16 protein-coding genes are annotated in these 17522 nt (G+C 72.7%); 4 read left to right on the top strand and 12 right to left on the bottom strand.

Annotated features, from left to right (window positions below; all coding sequences use genetic code 11):
* Positions 1–91: 91 nt before the first annotated feature.
* From AB0F56_RS29635 to AB0F56_RS29610, 6 genes are all read right to left on the bottom strand, one after another.
* Positions 92–1411, bottom strand: coding sequence for a hypothetical protein (locus AB0F56_RS29635; RefSeq protein WP_362014951.1), 1320 nt, complete (start codon positions 1409–1411; stop codon positions 92–94).
* 14 nt (positions 1412–1425) lie between these two features.
* Positions 1426–2529 (bottom strand): hypothetical protein, encoded by a 1104-nt coding sequence (locus tag AB0F56_RS29630; protein WP_362014948.1) that lies wholly within the window; start codon positions 2527–2529, stop codon positions 1426–1428.
* The gene (locus AB0F56_RS29625) at positions 2526–3410 is read right to left on the bottom strand and encodes a hypothetical protein (RefSeq protein WP_362015059.1); all 885 of its coding nucleotides are present in this window, start codon (positions 3408–3410) and stop codon (positions 2526–2528) included. Before AB0F56_RS29625 ends, AB0F56_RS29630 begins: the two co-directional genes overlap by 4 nt.
* The gene (locus tag AB0F56_RS29620) at positions 3407–4099 is read right to left on the bottom strand and encodes a peptidase (protein WP_362014946.1); all 693 of its coding nucleotides are present in this window, start codon (positions 4097–4099) and stop codon (positions 3407–3409) included. Before AB0F56_RS29620 ends, AB0F56_RS29625 begins: the two co-directional genes overlap by 4 nt.
* 144 nt (positions 4100–4243) lie before the next feature.
* Positions 4244–4717, bottom strand: coding sequence for an ATP-binding protein (locus tag AB0F56_RS29615; RefSeq protein WP_362014944.1), 474 nt, complete (start codon positions 4715–4717; stop codon positions 4244–4246).
* 108 nt (positions 4718–4825) lie between these two features.
* Entirely contained in the window at positions 4826–5194 is a 369-nt protein-coding gene (locus tag AB0F56_RS29610; RefSeq protein WP_362014941.1) for an STAS domain-containing protein, read from the bottom strand.
* Positions 5195–5412: 218 nt separating this feature from the next.
* On the opposite strand from AB0F56_RS29610, the gene AB0F56_RS29605 reads away from it, so the two are divergent.
* The 3 genes from AB0F56_RS29605 to AB0F56_RS29595 all read left to right on the top strand — a co-directional run bounded on the left by AB0F56_RS29605 (position 5413) and on the right by AB0F56_RS29595 (position 9745).
* The gene (locus AB0F56_RS29605; RefSeq protein WP_362014938.1) at positions 5413–6348 is read left to right on the top strand and encodes an RNA polymerase sigma factor SigF; all 936 of its coding nucleotides are present in this window, start codon (positions 5413–5415) and stop codon (positions 6346–6348) included.
* 174 nt (positions 6349–6522) lie between these two features.
* Positions 6523–7725 carry a DegT/DnrJ/EryC1/StrS family aminotransferase gene (locus AB0F56_RS29600; RefSeq protein WP_362014936.1) on the top strand — a complete coding sequence of 401 codons (1203 nt, stop codon included), beginning with the start codon at positions 6523–6525 and terminating at the stop codon, positions 7723–7725.
* Positions 7726–7816: 91 nt separating this feature from the next.
* Positions 7817–9745 carry a lipopolysaccharide biosynthesis protein gene (locus tag AB0F56_RS29595; RefSeq protein ID WP_362015057.1) on the top strand — a complete coding sequence of 643 codons (1929 nt, stop codon included), beginning with the start codon at positions 7817–7819 and terminating at the stop codon, positions 9743–9745.
* A gap of 24 nt (positions 9746–9769) precedes the next feature.
* Here the strand turns inward: AB0F56_RS29595 and AB0F56_RS29590 are convergent, their stop codons facing one another.
* The 6 genes from AB0F56_RS29590 to AB0F56_RS29565 form a co-directional block, all read right to left on the bottom strand.
* Entirely contained in the window at positions 9770–10825 is a 1056-nt protein-coding gene (locus AB0F56_RS29590; protein WP_362014933.1) for a glycosyl hydrolase, read from the bottom strand.
* A complete protein-coding gene (locus AB0F56_RS29585; protein ID WP_362014930.1) occupies positions 10822–11238 on the bottom strand; it encodes a hypothetical protein in 417 nt (138 codons plus the stop codon). The genes AB0F56_RS29590 and AB0F56_RS29585 overlap by 4 nt, the downstream gene beginning before the upstream one ends.
* A 20-nt stretch (positions 11239–11258) precedes the next feature.
* Complete coding sequence (locus AB0F56_RS29580; protein ID WP_362014928.1) at positions 11259–13148, bottom strand: hypothetical protein; 1890 nt, start codon at positions 13146–13148, stop codon at positions 11259–11261.
* 115 nt (positions 13149–13263) lie between these two features.
* The gene (locus tag AB0F56_RS29575) at positions 13264–14070 is read right to left on the bottom strand and encodes a polysaccharide deacetylase family protein (RefSeq protein WP_362014925.1); all 807 of its coding nucleotides are present in this window, start codon (positions 14068–14070) and stop codon (positions 13264–13266) included.
* On the bottom strand, positions 14067–15329 hold the full coding sequence (locus AB0F56_RS29570; protein WP_362014922.1) for a glycosyltransferase: 1263 nt from the start codon (positions 15327–15329) through the stop codon (positions 14067–14069). The genes AB0F56_RS29575 and AB0F56_RS29570 overlap by 4 nt, the downstream gene beginning before the upstream one ends.
* An 18-nt stretch (positions 15330–15347) precedes the next feature.
* The gene (locus tag AB0F56_RS29565) at positions 15348–16433 is read right to left on the bottom strand and encodes a GNAT family N-acetyltransferase (protein WP_362014919.1); all 1086 of its coding nucleotides are present in this window, start codon (positions 16431–16433) and stop codon (positions 15348–15350) included.
* Between the two features lie 371 nt (positions 16434–16804).
* Between AB0F56_RS29565 and AB0F56_RS29560 the strand changes: the two genes are divergently transcribed.
* Positions 16805–17509, top strand: a complete 705-nt coding sequence (locus tag AB0F56_RS29560; protein ID WP_362014917.1) for a hypothetical protein — start codon at positions 16805–16807, stop codon at positions 17507–17509.
* The last annotated feature ends 13 nt before the right edge of the window (positions 17510–17522 follow it).

Here is a 17522-nt window from a genome sequence, read left to right as displayed (position 1 = left end):
CGCCTCGCTCCGGACGCTCCGTACGTGCCTGAGGGCCGCCGCACCGGTTTCGGTGCGGCGGCCCTCAGCCGTTTCCGGACGTACCGCTACGTCAGCGCCTCAGCCGCGCCCACGGTGTGAACGTGAACACCGCGCCGCCGAGGAGGATCACCGTGCCCGCGACCAGGGCGAGGGCGCGCAGGGCGCCGTCGTCCTCGGCGCCGGTGTTGGCGAGGCCGCCCGAGCCGCCGTCGGCGGAGCCGCCGCCGGCCGCCGCGTCACCGCCGCCGCCCACCGCGCCGCCGTCCACCTTCGACGTGTCGAGTTCGAGGGAGGCCTGGACCGAGCCCTTGACCTGGCACGGGATCACGATCGGCGAGCCGCCGAGCGAGACGTTGATGGTCAGCGTGCCGGGGCTGAGCGTCGACTTGCCGTTCGCGCCGGGCTTGTACGTGCCCTTCATGTCCGGCAGGTCGACCGGCTTGCCCTGCTCCAGCGGGGCGGCGTTCGCCGGGCCCTCGACCTTGACCGTGCCGCTGTCGGCGCCGCCGAGCTTGACCGCCATCGACGGCTTGAGCGCGCCCGCGGGCAGCGGGGCCGGGCTGTCCATGACGCCCTTGGCGGTCTTGACGGTCAGTTCGTAGTTCCCGCCGCTCTTCTTGGCGTTGATGGTGACCTTGGAGGTGATGTTCGCCGGGCCGGGCGACTGGCAGGAGAACTGGACCGCGACCTCCTTGCCGGTGAAGTCGGTCTGCCCGCCACCGCCGCCGGAGGTGCTGCCGCCGGAGGTCGTGGTGCCGCCCGAGGTGGTGGTCGTGCCCCCGGACGTCGTCGTACCGCCCGACGTGGTCGTGGTGCCGCCGGACGTCGTCGTACCACCGCCCGACGTCGTCGAGCCTCCGCCGCCCTCCGTCACCTTGATCTTCGCCGCGACCGGCACCGCCTCCTTCGGCGCGCACTTCGTGTCCGTCGACAGCGGCTTGGAGACGTTGATGTTGTACTTGTCCGGCGTCAGCGTGATCTCGCCCGCCTTGTCCAGCTTCAGCTTGCCCTTCATGTCCGGGAGCTTCATCGGGCTGTTCTTCGGGATCGGCGGGTTCGAGCGCGGGCCCGCCATGGCGAGCGTGCCGCTCGCCGCGCCGCCGATCTTGATCTCACCGGTCGGCTTGACCGTGTCCTTCTCCAGGTCGAGGACGTCGGGGTTCTTGGACGCGGCCTCGACCGTCTTCCAGACGACCTCGACCTCGTCACCGACCTTCGCCTCCGCCGGCGCGGTGATCTCCACCTTCGTGGTGCCCTGCACCGGTGGAAGACCGGAGATGGACGGCGGAATGCACTCGGTCTTGTACGAGACCTCGGCCGCCTGCGCGGGGCTGGCGGCCAGCAGGATCCCCGCGCCGCCGAGCATCAGCGCGACTCCCGCCGCGCTCATCCTCCGTTGCGTGCTCACTGATGTCCCTTCGTCGTCGGGCTGATCTCTGACGGTGCGGACGGTGCGGAGTCCGGGGTGAACCACGGCAGGACCGTGGTGGCTGTGGCTTCGTCCCGCTCGGGAGCGGGGCGGGGTTCGGGGGTACGCACGAGAGGCGTACGGACGAGAGTGCGGCGCAGGCCCCGGTGGCCGGAGCGGGCCCCGGCGGCGCCGCCGGGCCTGACCCGGTCCACCACCGCCATCCCGATCCGGAAGAGCGCGGCCGGGACGACCACGGCGAGCAGCAGCCAGAAGAGCGTCACGCCCCAGGGCCTGCCGACCCCCCACGGCTGGTCGACCAGGACCTTCCCGGCGTACTTCACCGAGACCTCGTAGTCGCCGTGCGCGCCCGCCGACAGTTCGACGGGCAGCTTGATCTGGGCCTTCTTGCCGGGCTGGATGGTGCCGCGCCACTGCCGTTCCTCGTACTGCGGCGAGAAGACGCCGTGGCTCGTGCCGACCTGGAAGACCGGGTCCTTGACGGCAGTCTGGCCGAGGTTGCCGACGGTGAAGACGACCTCGCGGCGGGCGGGCGCGCCGAACCAGACGAGGACGCCGCTGGAGCCTTCGAGGCGTACGGCGGCGAGAACGGCGAGCCTGCCGGTGCCGGTGGCCTCGGGGAGCGGGGCGGTCGGGTGGCCCGCGACCGTGAACGCCACGTCCACGACGTCCTGTTGGCCGGTGACCCCGGCGACGTGCACCACGCACGGGCAGGGCTTGGGCGGTTCGGCGACCGGCATCTTCTGGCTGAAGGCGCCCTTGGCGTCGACGGTGGCCGCGCGGCCCTCGGTGTTGGCGCAGGAGTTGGTGCCGCCGACGACGCCCTTCCCGGGCTCGCCCTGGCCGCAGATCAGGAGCATGAGCAGCGCGCCCGGTTTCCACCCGGCGCCGCTCACGGTGATCTCGCCGCCCTTGCCGCCCTCGGTCTGCGACAGCGCGACGGTCGGCCCGGACGCCCGCGCCTGGGCCTGCGCTTGGGCTTGGGCTTGGGCGACGGTCGGCAGCAGAGCGAGGAGCAGGGCGGCGAGCACCGCCCCGGCGAACGCGCCCGCGCGCCGTCCCGTACCGCTCGTTCTCATCGGTCCGCTCCTGCCGTCACGTCCACCAACTGGGCTTGTTCCACCGGGATCCCGGTCTCGTCGAGGGGCTCCTCCACCGCACCGGCCCGGCGTCTTCGGAGGACCAGGGCGGCCGCTCCCGCCGCCACGAGCAGGGCGCCCGTGCCGGCGCTGGCCGCGCCCGTCGACACGAAGACGCGCTCGGCGCGGGCCTCCGCCGCCGTCGCGCCGGGCGCGGTCGCGCGGACGTGGACGGTGACCGAGTCGAGGGCGGGCGGGTCGGGCCAGGGTTCGGCGCGGGTGGCGCGCTCGCCGGGGCGGAGGGTGAGCGGCAGGGCGCGGGACGGGCGGTCGAGGACCGTGCCGAGGACGCCCTCCGCGCGCACGGAGAGCTTCGGCGCGAGGACCGTGCTGCCCCGGTTGACCAGGGTGTACGTCAGGGTGCCCGAGGCGTCGAGCGTGACGTCCTCGACCGTGAGCGCCGCCAGGCTCGGCCCGCTGACCCGCAGGTGCACCGGCACCCGCACCTCGCGCCCGCCGGCCGCCACGGTCACCGTGCCCCGGTGGTCGCCGGGGGCGGTGTCGGCGGTCACGGTCACCGCGAACGGCACGTCCGCCCGCGTCCGCGCCGGTACGGTCACCGTCCGCGCGGCGAAGGCGAGCGGGGTGCCCTGCCCGCTGAGCCGTACGGTGAGCGGTCGCGCGCCCGGGTTGCTCACCGAGAGGGTGTCCTGGAGGACGCTGCCCGCCGCGCCTTCGAGGTAGACGTACGGCCGCTGCTCGCTCGCCCCGGCCGCACCCGCCGTCCATCCGGAGGCCGGTGGGGGCGCGGGCGCCGCCGCCACCGCTCCGAGAAGCGCGGTGACGGCGGTCACGGTCCCGGCCCACGCCCCCCGCATCAGCGAGCCGTGCGCCGGGTGAGCCAGAGCACGCCGGCCGCGCCGGTCAGGAGGACCGTGCCGCCGAGCGTGCCGAGCGCCGTCGCGGAGTCGAGCGGGCCGGTCTTGGGCAGTTCGCCGCCGCTCGGGGACTGGCCGCCGCCCGAGTCGTCGGAGCCGCCGCCGGAGTCCGAGGAGCCGCCCGCGGCCGTGACGTCGAGTTCGAGCGCGGGCGCCGGGTTGTTCGTCGGCGTACAGACCGCCGCGTCCATGCCGAGCGCGTGGACGGTGAGCAGGCCGGCCGTGAAGGTGACCTTGCCGCTCTTCTTGGGCGTGTACGTGCCCGTCAACTGCCCGATCTTGATGGGGGTGTTGGGCGGGATGGCCTCGGTGTTCGGCGTGCCCTTGACCTTGAGCGTGCCCGAGTCGGCGCCGCCCAGCTTGAGCTCGGCGCGCGGGGTCATGACCCCTTTGGGCAGCTCGATCGGGCTGTCCGAGACGCCCTTCTCGAAGGACATCGTGATGGTGTAACCGGAGCCGCTCTTCTCGGCCTTGATGTCGACGGGCGAGACGGCGCTCTTCGGGCCGATCTTCGTCTCGCAGGCGTAGTTCACGTCGACGACGGTGGCGTGCGCGGCGGGGGCCGAGGCCAGGACCGCCGAGCCCGCAGCCGCCGCTGCCAGCGCGAACGCTGTTCTCCTTCGGTACGGCACGATCCAAGCACCCCTCACGCGAAGTTACTGACGGCACATCAGATTGCGCGTCAAGGTACGCCTGGGGCCTTGAGGAGGGAAGACAAGAGGAGGACCGAAAGTGGGCTCGATCACATCGGTCCGCGCGTCACGGCCAGTCAAGCCCTAGGAGGGCGCGGCGAGTTCCGCCCAGACGGTCTTGCCGGGGGTGCCCGCCGTGCGCGCGATGCCCCAGTCGAGGCAGAGCCGCTGGACGATGAACATGCCGTGCCCGCCGGGTCGCGCGGCCCGGTGCGGGGTGCGCGGCGCGGGGTGCCCCGCGCCCACGTCGGTGACTTCGAGGCGCAGCACCTTGGCCCGGCGCACCACGCGGAGCGTCTCGGGTCCCTCGGCGTGCAGACAGGCGTTGGTCACCAGCTCGGAGACCACGAGCAGGACGTCCTCGGCGGCCGCTCTGGCGTCGGCGGTCGCGGCCGGCAGCCAGCCCCAGTCGTACAGCGCGGTCCTGGTGAAGTCGCGGGCGAGCGGAACGGTCCCGCTGGTGGCGCCGAGCGCGAGCGTGCGTACGTCGAGAACGGCGGCGTCCACGACGGAACCCACCGACTCCTCGACCTCCCTGCCACCGGCAGCAGTGTCCATCAGCGCTTCACCTCACCGAATCCACCAGAAAGATTCACCAGACAACGGACGAAACCGGGGCTCTCCTGCCCGGTCATCTCCGGACGACACCCGCCCGCCGGTCGCGTACTAGTCGGGCAGTGCCGCGGCAAGCGTTTCGTGCACGGTGAAGACGACGTCCGCACCGGTGATCTCGAAGACCCTGGCCACCATCGGCCGCATCCCCGTCAGATGAACCCCGCCCCCCGCGGCGTCGGCCTTCAGGCGGGCCCCGAGGAGCACGTTGAGGCCGGTGGAGTCGCAGAAGTCGAGCTGTGAGCAGTCGACGACGAGCCGTGAGCGGCCCGCTTCGAGCGCGCGGTCGAGTGGCGCACGCAACACTTCGGCCGTGTGGTGATCGAGCTCACCCACGGGGGTGAGCACCTCGCTCGCCCCCACGGTGCGGACCTCGACCCGCAGCCGTCCTGGCTGCGTGCTGCCGATGTGCTGGCGGTCCATGCCCGTGCCTCTTCTCGCTCTCGCGGATGCCGGATGACGGATGACGTGCCACGAACCATACAAGCGCGGCGTCAAGGCTTGCACCCGAACACCACCACACACCCCCGCAAACCGGACAATTGACACTTGCCAGCGTGTGCGTCGAGCAGGTAGGGCTAGTAAGGAACGTTCGCACACGACCGGCTCGGAGGCGCCGCAAACCGCAGCAGGAAGAAGCGATGGAGGAGACCATGTCACCCCGGCTCGACGTCCCGCGTACCCACGACGCGCCGTCGGCAGAAGCACCCCAGTCCCCCGCCCACACCCCCACCCAACCCCCCACCCCCCAAGACTTTCACGGGATCGCCGAGTTCGACGAGATCTCCGGCATCGGTCCCTTCGACCAGGTCGACCCGCTGGACGCGCGGGCGCTCTCGAAGACGCTCTTCGCCCGTCTCGACGCCCTCGAAGAGGGCACGCACGAGTACGCCTACGTCCGCAACACCCTGGTCGAACTCAACCTGGCCCTGGTCAAGTTCGCGGCCTCCCGGTTCCGCTCCCGCAGCGAGCCGATGGAGGACATCATCCAGGTCGGCACGATCGGCCTCATCAAGGCGATCGACCGCTTCGAACTGACCCGTGGCGTCGAGTTCCCCACCTTCGCGATGCCGACGATCGTCGGCGAGATCAAGCGCTTCTTCCGCGACACCTCGTGGTCCGTGCGCGTTCCGCGAAGGCTCCAGGAACTCCGCCTCGACCTCGCCAAGGCCGGGGACGAACTGGCCCAGCGCCTCGACCGCGCCCCCACGGTCGGCGAACTCGCCGAGGAGCTCGACCTGAGCCGCGACGAGGTCGTCGAGGGCATGGCCGCGAGCAACGCGTACACCGCGAGCTCGCTGGACGCCCAGCCCGAGGAGGACGACGGCGAGGGTGCGCTCGCGGACCGCATCGGCTACGAGGACCACGGCATCGAGGGCATCGAGTACGTCGAGTCCCTCAAGCCGATGATCGCCTCGCTGCCGCCGCGCGACCGGCGCATCCTCTCCCTGCGGTTCGTCGCCGGCATGACCCAGTCGGAGATCGGCGAGGAGCTGGGCATCTCCCAGATGCACGTCTCCCGTCTCCTTTCGCGGACGCTGACGCGGCTGCGCAAGGGGCTGACTCTGGAGGAGTGACCCAGGAGGAGTGACCCCGGTCGAGGCGCTCTCCCCCGCGCTCCGGCGCACCCCCTTCCGGGCACCCCAAGTGACCTGTGGAAAGGGCCTGTTCTTCACCGGACAGGCCCTTCCGCGTTATTGACGGGTCGCCCGGAATGGGACACATTGGGCCGGGGTTCAGGGGGGAATCGCATGGTTTCTGCGTACGCGGAACTGGAAGAGCGCATGCGCGGCCGGCTCGGGGGCAGGGAGTGCCTCCATGTGCCGTCGTGCCGCTTCGGTCTCTATCTCGCGCTGCGCCACTGGTGCGCGCCCGGCGGCCGGGTCCTGATGTCGCCGGTCAACGACGACGTGATCTTCTTCGTGGTCCTGGCCGCCGGACTGCGTCCGGTCCAGGCGCCGTTGGACCCGCGCGACGGCTCGATCGACATCGCGGCCGTACCGGAGTCCGTCTGGCGCGGGCTCTCCGCCGTCCTCACCACCAACCTGTACGGGAATCCCGACCCGGCTCCCGAACTGCGCGCCCACTGCGACGCGTTGGGCATCCCGCTCCTGGAGGACGCGGCCCACGCCATCGGCTCGCGGATCGGCGGCCGCCCGGTCGGCACCTGGGGCGAGGCGTCCGTGTTCAGCCTCTCCAAGCACACCGGGGCGAAGACCGGCGGCTTCCTGTCGATCGCCGACCCGGCGCAGCGGGCCGAACTGGCCGCCGCACGGGACGAGTTGCTGCACCCGTCCCGTACGACCGCCGAACTGGCCTATCTCGTACGGCCGTACGCCGAGGCCACGGTCCGCGCGCTGCGGCTCGTGAAGGCCGCGCACGCCACACTGCGGCTGCTCGGGCGGCAGGAGCGCGAGGAGATCCGGATGCCGCTGCGGGCGGACGAGCTGAAGCAGGCGCTCGCCGCCGCGCCGGGGCTCGCGCCCTTCCACTCCTGGGTCCGCGTCGACATGCACGACTACCGCCTCGGCGCGGGCGCGGTCAGGCTGCGCCGTACGGAACGTCTCCTGGCCCGCCTGGACACCACGCTCGCCGTCCACCGGGCGGGTACGGAGCGGCTCGCGGCGAGCGAGTGGGGCACGTGCGCCGAGAGAGCCGGGATCCAGCCGCTGTTCCGGGTCCCGCTCCTTGTCGACGACAGGGACGCGGCGATCGCCGCGCTCGCCCGCCGCCGGATCGTCACGGGCTACCTCTACGACCCCCCGCTCGACCGGTACGCGGGCGAACTCTTCACCGACCCCTCCCCCGCCCCGGAGCCGGCGACCTGGTTCGCCCGGCACGCCCTGCCAGTGGACCCCAGGCGGGCGGCCGAGGTGATCGGGGTGCTGGACGCGGCGGGGGTACGGCCGGTGCGGTACGAAGACGGCAGCAGCGACGGCAGCGACCGTGGCTGAGTCCGTCCGGCTGCACAAGCCGGATGGGGCGGCGCAGGAGCGGGCGCAGGAGGTGTCGCAGCCGGGCCCCGACGCGTCGGGCGGGGACTCGATGTTCCGGAACGCGTACGCCCTCATGCTCTCCACCGGCGTCTCGGCCGCGCTCGGACTCGGCTTCTGGCTGGTCGCCGCCCGCTACTACTCCGAGGAGGCCGTCGGGCAGGGCTCCGCCGCCATCGCCGCGCAGCGGCTGCTCGCCTCCATCACCGCGACGACGATGATCGGCGCGGTCGTCCGGTACGTCCCCCGGGCCGGCCGGGCCACCGGCCCGCTGGTCGGCCGGATCTACCTGGTCAGCTCGGTCGTGGTCGCCCTGGCGTGCGGGGTCTTCCTCCTCACGCTGGACTGGTGGGGCCCGTCGTACGCGCCGCTCGGCTCGCTCTCCGCCGGTCTCTTCTTCACCGCGTCCTGCGTCGGCTGGGCGCTCCTCACCCTCCAGGACGGCGTCCTCACCGGGCTCAGGCGCGCCTTCTGGGTGCCGATCGGGAACGCCGGCTTCTCCATCGGCAAGCTGCTCCTGCTCGCCGCCTTCGCCACGACCATGCCGGTCCTCGGCGTCTTCGTGTCCTGGTCGGCGGCGATCGCGCTGTCCGTCGTCCCGCTCGGCTGGCTCGTCTTCCGCCGGCTCATCCCCCGGCAGGCCCGCGCCGACCGCGACCGCGAGCCGCCGGCGATGCGGGAGATCGGCCGCTTCATGGCCGGGGACTCGGTGGGGGCCCTGTTCAGCCTCGCCATGATCAACCTGCTGCCGGTGATGGTGGCGGTCCGCTTCGACGCGGCGCACAACGCGTTCTTCTACACGGCGTACACCGTCGGCGGCACGATGGAGTTCATGGCCATCAACATGGCCTCCTCGCTCACCGCGCACGCCTCGCACAGCCCGGAGTCGCTGGCGGAGGGCGTGCGCGGGGCGCTGCGCAGGATGGCGCTGCTCCTTGTCCCCGTGGTCGTCTTCCTCGTCGTCTTCGCGCCGTACATCCTCGCGCCGTTCGGCCCGGACTACGCCGACCACGGCACGACGGTGCTGCGCCTGCTGGCCGCGGCCGCGCTGCCCCGGGTGGCCGTGGAGCTGTACATCGGGGTGCTGCGGGTCCAGGGGCGTACGGGCGCGCTGGCCGCGCTCCAGGGCGCGATGTGCGTGCTCGTCCTGGGCAGCGCGGCGCTGCTCCTCGGCCCGGTGGGGATCTCGGGGGCCGGGCTCGCGATGCTCGGCTCGATGACGCTGATGGCGGCGGCCTCGGCGCCCGGACTGCGCGCGGCCCTGAAGGGCGGTCGCACGGAGGTCGAGTACGGCACGAGCTGGGCGCGGCGGGCGGCGGAACAGGAGTGGGCACCGAGGGAGGCATCGACGCTGGGCCTGCCGGTGTACGTACCGCGCCCGATCGCCGTGCCGGACGACGCCGACGGCCGGGAGGACCGCCCCGGCACGGTCCTGTGGCTCCTCCTCGCCCTGGCCACGGCCCTCTTCTGGCTGCCGCTCGCCCACACGGACGCGGTCGCCGCGGACCGCCTCTCCGGTACGGAACTGATCGCCGCGCTCCCGCCGGTCACGCTGGGCGCCGGGGTCCTGCTGGTGGCCCTGCACGCGGCGGCGGTGGCGCGCCGCCAGGTACGGCGCCTCTACGCGGCGACGGTCCTGGCCACGACCTTCCTGGCCCTGCACCTCGCGCCACCCCTCCTGGGCCTCACCCCGGAGACGGCAACGGGCCCGGGCACGACCCTGACCCCGGCCTTCGTCCCCACCGAAGCCCTGACGGCCCTCCCGATCGCCCTCCAGGCCCTCTGCCTGGCCCTCGCCGCCGTCCTCCTCCACGCCCTGGGCACCAGCGTCCGCGTGACGGCCTGCACGGTCTGGATCCTCACCTGGGCAGGCTGGGCAGCCCAGCACACCTTCGCCGAGGCCCCGTTGCCCATCCTCCTGGGCATGAGCGGGGCCACGATGACGGCCCTCGCGGTACGGGGCCTGCGGGGACGGACCTGACCGGACAGGTGCGCGGGAGCGGCCTCAGCGGTTGAAGTACGGGTCCAGGCCGGCCGAGCGGTAACCCTCCAGCGCCGGGCCCGAGTCGACCGTGAGGTCGCAGGATGGGCCCCCTGGGACCGCGCGGTTCCAGTGGACGTAGGCCTTGGCTCTGGGGAGGGTGGGGGCGACCTTCGGGATCTGGGTGTACCAGTCGCGTTGGCGGCCGGGGCGGGTCGGGTCGGGGGCCGTGGCGAACTCCGAGAGCATGATCGGCTTGTTCGCGGAGATCGTCTTGCGGAGCCACTCGTACGTCGGGCGCTGACTCGCCTCGAAGTCCAGCCAGTTGGGGGACTTGTGGCACTGGTAGTAGTTGTACTGGTCCATGCCGATCCAGTCGACGTACGCGTCCCCCGGGTACAGCGCCTTCATCGTGTCGGCGTTGCCCAGGTAGCCGGAGACCGTCCATACCCAGACGACGTTGCGGACGCCCAGGCGCTCGAAGCGGTCGCGGAGGTGGCGGTAGGCGGCGACGTACTCCTCCGGGGTGCCCGCGCCCTCCTTGATGCGCATGTCCGTCTCCTGGTCGAAGGAGAAGAAGACCCGTTTGCCGTACGTCTTCAGGCGGCGGGCCTGCGGGTCGATGATCGAGGCGTCGTACTTCCCCGACGCGATGTTCTTCCAGCCGAGCTGCGTCTCGCTCCAGCCCGCGTGGTGCTTCTCCTTCCACACGGTGGACTCCCAGGCCAGCATCAGCAGCCGGTCCTCGCCCAGTTCCACCTCGTCGGGGGTGAGGAGTTCGCCGTCCGTCGGGTTCCCCGACATGTCATGGTAGGTGTAGATCACATCCAGCTTGCGGCCTATCTTTCGCTCGAAGGCGTACACCGGCTTCGTCAGCGAGCTGTTCTCGTCGTACGGGATGTACGCGCCCCACCACGCGCCCTCGCACGGCAGGACGAGCTTGCGGTCGGGCGCGCAGCGGTCGTCCCTGTCCTGGGTGCTCCAGACACCGATCGCGGCGGCCAGCGCACCGACCGCCGCCAGGGCTATCGCCATCATCGGTGACCTGCGCGGCGGCGGCGCGGCATGGCCTCGGCTCATCGCGCGCCACCGGGCTTTCGTTTGGTTCGCGCGCTCTCCCGCTCCACCGCGCCCCGCGTCGCCGCCGGCAGCGGGACGCCCGGCAGGACGGCGACGACCGTCACGAAGACGGCGAGCGAGATCAGGAACGCGGTCGTCGAGAAGCCCTTCACCAGGAACAGCGACGTCGCCGCGAGCGCCGCGAGCGACAGGCTCACGGGCGCCGCGAGCGCGAGCGCCTCCAGGCGGGCGCCGGGGCGCAGCCCGCCCGGCTGCGGGTGGAGCAGCGCGAGCCCTGGCGCGAGCGCCACGAAGGCGAGGACCGGGATCCAGCGCAGTGGGGAGCCGCCCGGCAGCGCGGTGGCGCCGAGCGCGACCCAGCCGGAGGCCGCGAGGCCGATTCTGAGCCGGAGGTGTGCGGGTGCGGGTGCCATGGCTTACGTACTCCCTCTGGTCAGGGCGTCGGCGACGGGCTCGGGCGGTATTCCAGGACCAGGCCGTGTTCGGTCTCCTCCACCACGTGGAAGAGCGGGGAGCGCTTGAGGTCCTCCTGGAGGGTGCGGAAGCTGCCCGGCGGCAGGTAGCCCTCGCCGATGACCGCCTTCTCCTGCGTCGGCGTCAGGATCACGAACGCCGGACGGCCCTCCGGGATGCCCCGGGCCAGGTAACCCGCCGGGTCCTTCAGCATCTTCAGGTTCTCCGGCACTTCCTGCTCCGTGAAGAACCAGCGCTCGTAGTGGTCGTAGCGGTAGTACGCGCCCGGGAACGAGCCCGTCGTGGCGAGGATCAGCGCGCCGTCCGGGGCCCGGTCGTAGGCCCGCTGGGTGAGGGCGAGTTCGGCGGGCGGGGCGTAGTGCATGCCCTCCTTGCCGTAGTAAGAGGGCAGGAAGCCGGCCAGCAGGGCCGTGAGCGCGAGCGGCAGCGCGACGGCGGCCACGCGCCGGGCCGCCTTCGCGCCCCGGCCGGCCGCGCCCGCCGCCGGGACCAGCGCGGCGGCGGCGAAGAACGCCGTGCCGGGGAGTCCGAACAGGTAGACGCGGAAGAGCATTTCGCCGCCGTAGTCGTTGACCGCGAACATCGGCACGGGCGCCGCCGCCGCGAGCAGCAGCGGCAGCGCGCTGCGGACGAGCCGGCGACGCAGCAGCACCGCCGTGCCGGCGAGCGCGGCGAGCGCCAGGACCATCACGATGTTGGCGGCGCCGACCAGCTCGGGCCCGGGTCCGGTGGGCTCACCGGCGTAACCGGCACGGGAGTTGGAGAGCAGGTCGCCCGCCGAGTCCTTCAGCGTGCTCATGGTCTCCAGGAAGAGGACCCGGCCCATGGTGAGGTCCCAGGCCAGCATGATCAGGCCGGTCACGACGAGCAGCCCGACGTTGCGGTAGCGGCGGGTGAGGCAGAGCGCGAAGAGCGTGGCGCACAGCATCACCGGGGTCAGCTGGTGCGAGGCGTTGATGGTCGCGATCAGCGGGGCGACGATCAGCACGGCGATCGCGCGCTGCCGCACGGTCGTCGGCGGTGGCACGGCGGCCGCGGCCGGGTCGAGGAGCGTACGGTCGCGCAGCCGGCCGGCGGACCCGGGCCGCACGAAGTGCCGTACGACGACGGCGAAGACGGTCAGATAGAGCAGGTACGCGAAGCCCTGCGGGGACAGGTAGTCCTGGCCGACCCAGTTGGCCAGCTGGAAGATCCACACCCCGGTCCACACGAGCCGCCAGTCGTCGCTGAACGTGCGGTAGATCAGCAGCAGGACGGGGAGGGTGAGCAGGCCCAGGGCGATCGGCGCCCAGTTGATGAACGAGGCCGCCGACTCCACGCCGAAGGCGCGTACCAGGGCCGCGTCGAGCGAGAAGAACCCGGGCCACTGGTCGTACGCGGACATCCCGCCGGACAGCTCGCGCTGCGGGTACACCGTGCCCTGGGCGAGCAGCCGGCTGATCACGGCGTCGTGCTTGGAGGCCCAGGCGTAGCGGACGGAGTCGTACAGGATCGCCGGCGGCGCCTTCAGCGCCACCAGCATCGCGACGCTGTACGCGGCCGGCCACCACGGAGCCGTCCCCGCCCGGCGAAGGGTCACCAGGAACCCGCAGGTCAGGACGGCGAGGGAGGCGTAGAAGGCGAGCGGGAAGCGGTCCAGGAGCCCGTAGTCGGCGATGTCGCGGAAGCCGATCCGGGGCAGCGCGTACAGCCAGAGGGCGGCGGCCACGAGCAGCGGGAGCGCGCTGAGGAGGGCGTGCGGGCCCGGGCGCGGTGCGCGCGGTACGCGCCACCGGCGCGGCGGAGCGGAGGCGGGGGCGCCGGCGTCCGGCTCCGCCTCGGGCCGCCGGGCGGCGGGCAGCGGAGACACGCCGCTCTCCTCGACTGGCGCGGGCACACGTTGCTGCACGGTCGCACTCCCCCTACGTACTGCCTCTTGCGTACTGCCTACGGATCCGTCGTCGCTCGGCTCTCGCGGCCGAACCTCAGCCCGCGAACTCCGGGCCCCTGACCAGCGCCCGGGCCCTGCGGTACAGCCGCCAGCCCACCGTCGGCAGCGAGTCCGGGTACGGCGCCGCCTTCGCGCCCCGGCCGTCCATCCAGTGCTCGACGTCGGCGACGGTGTGGCCGCGGCGGACGATGAGCCGGGCGATCCGGTACCGCTCGTCGGTCTCGGAGCTGAGCGCGTGCCGCACGGCGACCGCCGAGGCGTACCCGGCGGCGGCGACCGCCCGGCGCACGGCCGGGCTGTTGTAGCCGTGCGGGTAGGCGAGGTGCCGGACCGGGTGGCCGAGGACGTCCTCCAGGACGGCCTTCGGCTCGCGCAGCTCGCGCCGCAGCTCCTTCGGCGGCAGCGTGTCGAGCTGCGGGTGCGTCGCGGTGTGGGCGCCGACCTCCATCCCGTACTGCTCCAGGAGCGACGCCTGGCCGAGGGCCATCATCGGCGCGGGCGGCAGCAGACAGGCCCGGCCCGGGGTGATCGCCCCGGTGGTCAGGTACGCGGTGGCGGGCAGCTCCCGGGCGGCGAGCGCCTCGGCGGTCCGCCCCGGCAGGTCGGCGAAGCCGTCGTCGAAGGTGAGGACGACGGGCCGGGGCGGCAGCGGGGCGCGCCGCGCGAGATGGTCGGCGAGGACGCCGACCGTGATGGGAGTCCGGCCGCTGTCGACGATCGCGTCGAGCTGGGCCTCGAACTCCTTGGGCGTGACGGTGAATTCGGCGATCCACGCGGGCGGGTCGTCGCACACGGCGTGGTAGAGCAGGACCGGGATCCGGGTGTGGGCGGGTGCGCTCATCTCGAACCCCCCTTCCGCAGGCGGGCCTTGGCGTAGCCGAGGGGGCCGTAGAGCATGCCGCGTCGCTCCAGTCGGGAGAGGCTGCGAGGCCAGGGGTGGGAGTGCTCGCCGTGCGCGCCGGGCACGCCGGTGCCTTCCGCCACCTCTCGCCGCGCGGTCATGTTCCTGGCGTGCGCGAGGCCGCGCGGCAGCCGGGCGAGGAGCGCGGGAAACAGGCCGGGGCGGCGGACGAGGGTGGCGGTGAGGTACGCGGTGAGGCCGGCTCCGTACCCGAAGGCCTGGTTACGGAGGTCCTGCGGGCTCTCGCGGTGGTGGTGCCAGACGAGGGCGTCGGCGGTGTAGCGGAGCCGGAACCCGGCGGAGAGGACGGCGACGAAGGCGTACAGGTCGTCCCCGCCGCGGGCGGCCGTGCCGGTGCCGGTGGCCGGGTCGAAGCCGCCAGCGGCCTTCAGGGCCCGGGTCCGGAACGCCATGTTGGCGCCGGAGCCGAAGCTCCCCGCGGTGAACGGGAAGAGCGGCTCGTCGGCGGGCGGGCGCAGCGGGTCGTAGAGCCGGGGCGCGAAGCCCTTGGCGAAGCCGCCGTGCGATTCGAGGAGGATCTGGGCGGGAGTCCGCAGCCGGGCGGGCAGGATGAGCCCGGTGACGCAGCCGAGCCGCGGGTCGGCGGCGAAGGGCGCGGTGAGGGCGGTCAGCCAGTGCGGGTCGGCGACGACGTCGTCGTCGGTGAAGGCGACGATCTCCGCGCGGGCGTGCGCGAGGCCCGTGTTGTGGGCGACGGCGAGCCCGGGGGTGTCCTCGCGGACGTACCGGACGCGGTCGCCGTACTTGCGGGTGACGAGCTCCTCGGTCTCCCGCGTGCGCGGCGCGTTGTCCACGACGAGGACGTCGTGGTCGGGATGGTCCTGGTCGAGGAGCGAGTCCAGGGCGCGGGCGAGCTGGTCGGCGCGCTCCCGGGTGGCGACGACGACGCAGGCGCGGGGCGGGGCGGCGTACGGCTCGGCGGGCGGGATGCCTGACGGATCACTGGCCGGAGCGGCCAGGAGCCGCTCCCGGGCAACGGCCGCCAGCACCTCGGCCGGGTCGTCGCCCTCCCCGATGTGCCCGAGGACGGTGGCGGCGGGTCGGCCGCGGAGCCGTACGAGGGCGTAGACGTCACCGGGTCCGGGCGGCGGGCCGCCGGGCGCGGGGCGCAGGGAGAGGACGGGTCCTTCGGGTGAGCCGAGGTCGAGGTCGACGACGGCTCGTGGTCGCAAGCGCATGATTCCCCCGCTGTCGGCTCAGGGCTGACCGGCGACGCCGCCGCGCAGGCGGGCGAGCCGGTTGAGGGTGCGGCGGCCGCGCGCGGCGAGCGCGGGCCGGTTGCGTACGTAGCTGTGGGCGCGGCGGGTCGGCTCGTGGGCGAGCCAGTGGAGTCCCGCGCGGATGCTCGGCCGGGTCACCGACCCTTCGTAGACGGTCAGTTCACCGGTCTTGAGCGCGTCCTTGTACTCGGCGGCGCCGCGGCCGAGGTCGAGCATGCCGATCCCGGCGGCCGCGGCGGCCTCCGCCATCCGCAGATGGAGGACGAGACCGGGCGAGTACTTCGCGAACTCGGGGTCGTAGGACGGGAACCAGCAGGAGAGGACGGTGCGGGAGCGCAGCCCGAAGTGGGCGGCGATCGGCCGCTCACCTGCGTAGAGGACGGACAGGACACCGGAGCAGCCGGGCTCGCGCAGCGCGTGGAGCCCCCGCACCAGGCCGTTGATCCACTCCTTGGCGAAGCGGTCGCGGCGGCCGGTCCTGCGGTACTGCGCGGACTTCCACTCCATGAGGGTGCGCAGGGCGGCCGGATCACGCTCGTCGAAGACGAACCGCAGCGGCCCGACCTGCCGCCCGAGCCGGCGCTCCTTGGCGAGCGTGGTCTTGAGGAACTTGGGCGACTGGACCCGTAGGACGTCCTCGTACGCGGCATATCCCGCGCCGACGTCGATGACGGGCGAGGCGAACGCCTCGGGGGTGCCACCGGAGCCCCCGAGGAACACACCCTGCCCGTCCTCCAGGTTGTCGAACTCCCAGGCGGAGAGCCCGCAGAGGCGGAGGAGCGTCCGGGGCGAGGGCGCGAGACCGGGCCGCAGCACGGCCCCCTGGCAGTCGGACACCCCGAGGCCTACGGCCCGCCCGTGCCCGAACGCCCCATTCTCGTACGGGAAGAACCCGACGGGCTCCCCGTCCTCCCACCACACGGCGACCCGCACGCGCGGCCGCACGGCGGCGACGGCGAGGGCGAACTCGGGCCCCATGAACGGGTTCTCGGGCGCCCCGGTCTTCCCCCGCAGCTCCCGCCACGCCTCGATCTCCCGAGGCCCGAGCTCTCTCGGCGCCACGACCTGTACTTTTCGCGGCCGTCCCGCGTGCTTCCCCCGCACGCGGACAGCCTGATCACGGACAGCGCTCAACTCTCCGACCCCCCGGTCTTCCCCCCTGAGTCCTGCCGCTACAGGACGGTACCGGTCGAAATCCCTCCGGGACAGGGCTACTCGACCACTCTGTGACCGAGGGGAATTCGTGGTGATCAAGGGACCAATGGGACGTGGTGGTTGGGTGCCACCCGGCGCACGCACTCCTGCCGCGCGCGGTCCGTCCGCAACACCCGCTCCTTCCGCGCCATCCGCGCCATCTTTGCGACTCCCGACCCTTGACGCTCCCAACTCCCCGTACCATGCGGTGACTTGAAGCTTTCGGGGGAGGCTTGAGCATGACGTTCGGTTTCGAGCACATCGTGTTGGTCGGCCTGATCTGCTGGCTGATCTACGCGATCTTCGTGTGGATCCGCGGAGTCGTGCACCGGTGGCGGCTGCCGCAGCCGACGCTCGCCCAGGGCCAGTTGGAGATGAGCCAGGGGCAGGCGTTCCGCGCGATCTGCCGACAGGCCCAGCAGCCGGGCGTCCATGTGGCGATGAACGACTACTTCGCCGAGCGCGGATGGAACCGGGCGGACGCCATGCACATCCTGGCCGAGCCCCTCAAGCACAAGCTGATCAAGGTCAAGGGCTGGCGGTTCGGCGGGTACAGCGTGACGCGCAAGGGCTGGTCGGAGTACCGGGACAAATTCATCTGGACAGGAGGCGACGGGGTGAACATCTCCGTGAAGGACGGCAATCTGGTCGCGAACGTCAACAGCCCTCATGCGAGCGCGCACGGCGGCTACGGAAACCGGGCCGGCGCGCTCGAGATCCCGCACCAGCGGCTGATCGACGCCCTGCGGGCGGACGCGGACGCGGACACCGCGACGCCCGACGAAGCGGTACGGGCGCGGGAGTACGCCGACGACCTCGCCTCCGCCGTCGACGCGCAGGACGCGGACCGCACCACGCGCGTCCTCGGCAGGATCAACGCCCTGCTGGCCTCCGCCTCGGCCGCCTTCACCCTGACCCGCGAACTTCTCCCCCCTGGATCGTAGGAACGCGCGCGTC

Source organism: Streptomyces sp. NPDC026092, from assembly GCF_040638605.1.
Taxonomy (GTDB): Bacteria; Actinomycetota; Actinomycetes; order Streptomycetales; family Streptomycetaceae; genus Streptomyces.
Note: the sequence above shows the minus strand (reverse complement) of the source record. Positions and strands in the feature narration are given on the sequence as shown.